3 protein-coding genes are annotated in these 3,490 nt (G+C 63.3%); all 3 read right to left on the bottom strand.

Annotation, left to right across the window (positions count from 1 at the left end; translation table 11 throughout):
* Positions 1–93: 93 nt before the first annotated feature.
* From ACYOEI_RS40890 to ACYOEI_RS40880, 3 genes are read right to left on the bottom strand one after another with little or no spacing between them, the layout of a single operon-like run.
* Positions 94–1,098, bottom strand: coding sequence for a tyrosine-type recombinase/integrase (locus ACYOEI_RS40890; protein WP_462856445.1), 1,005 nt, complete (start codon positions 1,096–1,098; stop codon positions 94–96).
* Positions 1,085–2,089: a tyrosine-type recombinase/integrase gene (locus ACYOEI_RS40885; protein ID WP_462856444.1), complete on the bottom strand. Its 1,005-nt coding sequence runs from the start codon at positions 2,087–2,089 to the stop codon at positions 1,085–1,087. Before ACYOEI_RS40885 ends, ACYOEI_RS40890 begins: the two co-directional genes overlap by 14 nt.
* Positions 2,086–3,345, bottom strand: a complete 1,260-nt coding sequence (locus ACYOEI_RS40880; protein WP_462856443.1) for a site-specific integrase — start codon at positions 3,343–3,345, stop codon at positions 2,086–2,088. Before ACYOEI_RS40880 ends, ACYOEI_RS40885 begins: the two co-directional genes overlap by 4 nt.
* Positions 3,346–3,490: the final 145 nt, after the last annotated feature.

The raw sequence follows: 3,490 nt of genomic DNA, 5'->3' as shown, positions 1-3,490 counted from the left end.
GGCCCATTATGGTAAGCCCGGCGTTATGTTTCGGACCTTGGAGGAAACCGGGCTTCCGTGCCCTGAATCGGTGCATTGCTTTCCATAATCCCGTCACAGGGACTCGAGCCATGCGAGGAGATCCGGGGCGAGCTCCCGTGATCGGCGAACGTCCTTTGATGCGGCGCCTCCCTGCTCCAACGCTTTGCGTTTGGCCTCCAGATCGGTCTGGACATAAACCTCGGTCGACTTGACGTCCGCGTGGCCGAGCACGTCTTTGATCGTGATGATCGGCACACCCGATTGCAGCAGGTGCATGGCCTTGGTGTGGCGGAGTGTGTGCAGGCTGATGCCGCTCCGGTTGAGCCTCGGTATGATCTTGGCCGCGCCGTTCAGGTATTTCTTGAGCAAGTACCGGGCGCCCTGGCGCGTCAGCTTCTCGCCGCGCCGATTCTGGAAGAGGGGGCCCCGGTCGTTGGCCTGGTGCCCCTCGGCCTCGATGAAGCGTGACACGACCCTCGCCGTCTGCGGTAGTAGGGGACAGAGCCGTTCCTTCTTCCCCTTTCCCAGGACGCGCACGAACGCGGGACTCGTGAGCTGGAAATCGGCCGGCGTCATGTCGAGGAGTTCCTGGATGCGGGTGCCGGTATCGTAGAGGAGGGCCAGGAGCAGGTAGTCCCTCCGGCCCTCCCGGGTGGATCGATCGACCTGGCCCAGCAGGTTCCCCAATTCCTCATCGCTGAGGTATCCCAGGGAGGGCCGGACGGCCTTCTTCACGGGGATGGCCAGGATCCTTTGGCAGAGCGCCGCGTGAGAGAGCTCACAGTCCAGGACATAACGGAAGAAGCAGTGGATGGCGGCCAGGCGAGCGTTCCGGGTCCGGATGGTGTTGTGTCGCGCCGTTTCCAGCGAATCGAGGAAGGCTAGGACGACCTCAGGGGTGAAATCGCCGATAGTCAGACGATCGACCGGGCGCTGGTGCCGATCGGCGGCGAATCGCAGGAATAACTTCAAGGCGTCGCGATACGCGAGCGTCGTGTGGTGGCTCACATTGCGCTCGGCGCCCAGGTGCGCGCGAAAGAAGTCGGTCACAAGTCGGGACAGCTCAGGTGATCTCATGGGGATTTCCCTCCAGTTCATCGGTGATGAGATGCCCGAAGTGTGCTTGGTATCGCCGGGTGACCTCGCCAAGGAGGTCCTGGGCCAGTTGCAGGTATCGCTGGGAGCCCTCGAGTCCGACATGCCCGAGGTACGTGACCAACAGGGGCAGTTTCGCGTTCAAGTCCGCGTCCTGTTCGTACCAGCGCAGGAGGCGGTGAACGGCGAACGTTCCCCGAAGATCGTGGAGTCGAGGACGCCTGCCGGCCCCGGCCGGCGCGATCGCGGCGCGCGCTAGCATGTCGCGAAATGAGGCACGCAGGGCACTGGATGAGACGGGTTTCCCTGTCGGCCCCGCGAAGAACCAGGCGGTAGTGGGGCGGGCCCCGAGGCGCTGCTCAATCGACCAGCTGCACTCTTGCAATCTCTGGATCATGTCAGAGCTGATCGGGACCAATCGCGACTTGCCGAACTTCGTCTGGCGCACATGCAGCAAACCACCCGAGAGATCGACGTCCGCGATGGTCAGCCGCAGGGCTTCCCCCAACCGAAGGCCGGCTACGTACAAGAGGGTCAGAGCGGTCCCATGTACCACTCCTCGAAGTGGGGAACAGCGTGCCCGCGGAAAGCTTGCGCACGCCGTCAAGAAGCGCCTACCTTCCTCGCGCGTCAGAATGCGTTGCACGTAGTGGCGCCGAGAGATCTTCAGGAAGTTCCTCGGCGGGATCGCGGTCCTGGGGTCCTCGATGGCAAGGAATCGGCAGAGTTCGCGGATCAAGCTCAGTCGGTTCTCCCGGGTCTTGTCCGATCGCTGATCGGCCTCGGCGAGATAAGCGCGAACCACTTCCAGCGTGATGACCGGGTCCTTGCCCGCGAGATAGCGGCCCAGGAATCGGTCAAGATAGCCGAGAGCGAGGGCCTCTTCTCGATACCGACAGCCCGCCGCCCGCTTGAATTGGAGGAACCGCTCCAGCCCGTCCTTCAGGGGAGACGTGAATATTGGGATGGTCATTGGAGTAACTCCTCGATAGAGAGGGCGACGGTCTTGAGGTGGGCCAAGTCCACCTTGGTGTAGATGAGGGTCGAGTCCAGATGGACGTGCCCCAAGACATCGCCGATGGTCTTGATCGAGGTCCCGGTGGAGAGCAACCGCGACGCGAGCGTGTGACGGAACAGATAGAGACCCTTGCGACCGTGCCGGGAATCCAGTCCGGCTCGGCGAAGGGCCTGCTGAACGATCGTCGCCAAGTTGTTGTCCGGCACGAAAGGCTCATAGGGAGCCAGGTGCCGCACAAAGACGTTGCGACACTCGGCTTGGGGCCGGCCGTGACGGAGGTACGCGATGAGGGCTTCGGCCACTTCTGACAAGAGCGGCAAGACCAGCAGCCTTCCAGTCTTGGCTTGGGGGAAGGCGATCTGCTGGCTGCGCCAGTTGATGTGATCGAGCCGGAGTTGGCGAATGTCACCGGGTCGCATGCCGAGGCGGGCCGCCAGCAGCAAGATCGCGTAGTCCCGCTTGCCCAACGCTGTGCTCCGATCGACCGCTTGGAGCAGCGCGGCAACCTCGTCGTCCGTCAGGAGGTCCGGGATGCCCGCGAGTCGGTATTGCCGCACCAAGGCTGCGGCTGGCGAGAGGTCGCGTTCCAGGAGGCCGTGGAGGAAGGCCCAGCGAAGAAAACCGCGCAAGGTGCTGGCGTACGACCGCCGGGTTCCGAGCCCCTTGTCGGTCAACTGCGTCGCCAAGAACGTCCGGAGGGCGGCCGGTTGCACCTCCTCCCAGGTCGAAATGCCGGCTCGCTCGAGGTAGCCCGTAAACAGGGTGAGTTGGAAAGCCCGTTTGCGGACCGTCTTGGCCGCGACCCCGTGATGCTTCCGAAGGAAGTCCAGATAGGCGGGGGCGACCTGTTGGAACAGGGCATTGGTCGTCCGTTGCGGGGCGAGGGCACGGCGGGAGAATCGGCCGTCGCCGTCCATCTCGAGGAAGATGCGGATCGACGACAGGATACCGCGCCGTCGGCTGAGACTCCCCCTGGGGAAGCGTACCGCGAGGTAGCGCGTGACTCCCAGGTCGTGGACGGAGCACGGTAACGGAAGGGCATGCTCCTCCAAGTGGCGTGCGAAGCGGACCCACTCGTGGAGATGGAGACGGACGACCACAGGCAGGTACTTCAACTCCTGGAGGCGGGCGCCCACGAAATCAATGCGATCCTTGTGAGGCGACTGGACGTACCAGGATCGCAGCTCACCCGACAACCAATCTTTGAACATGATCTCCTCCTTCAGGTCCCGCGCCGCAGGCGCGTGTCAAGGACCCAAGGACGAGATTATGTAAAGTGCTGGCCGGGAGGATTACGTCAGGCCTGCCCTCCATCGGAGTGAGCTGCACATAACGCCTGGCTTACCATAATGGGCC

The organism is Singulisphaera rosea, from assembly GCF_054877945.1.
The sequence above is the reverse complement of the archived record's forward strand: the minus strand, read 5'-3'. Positions and strand labels throughout refer to the sequence as shown.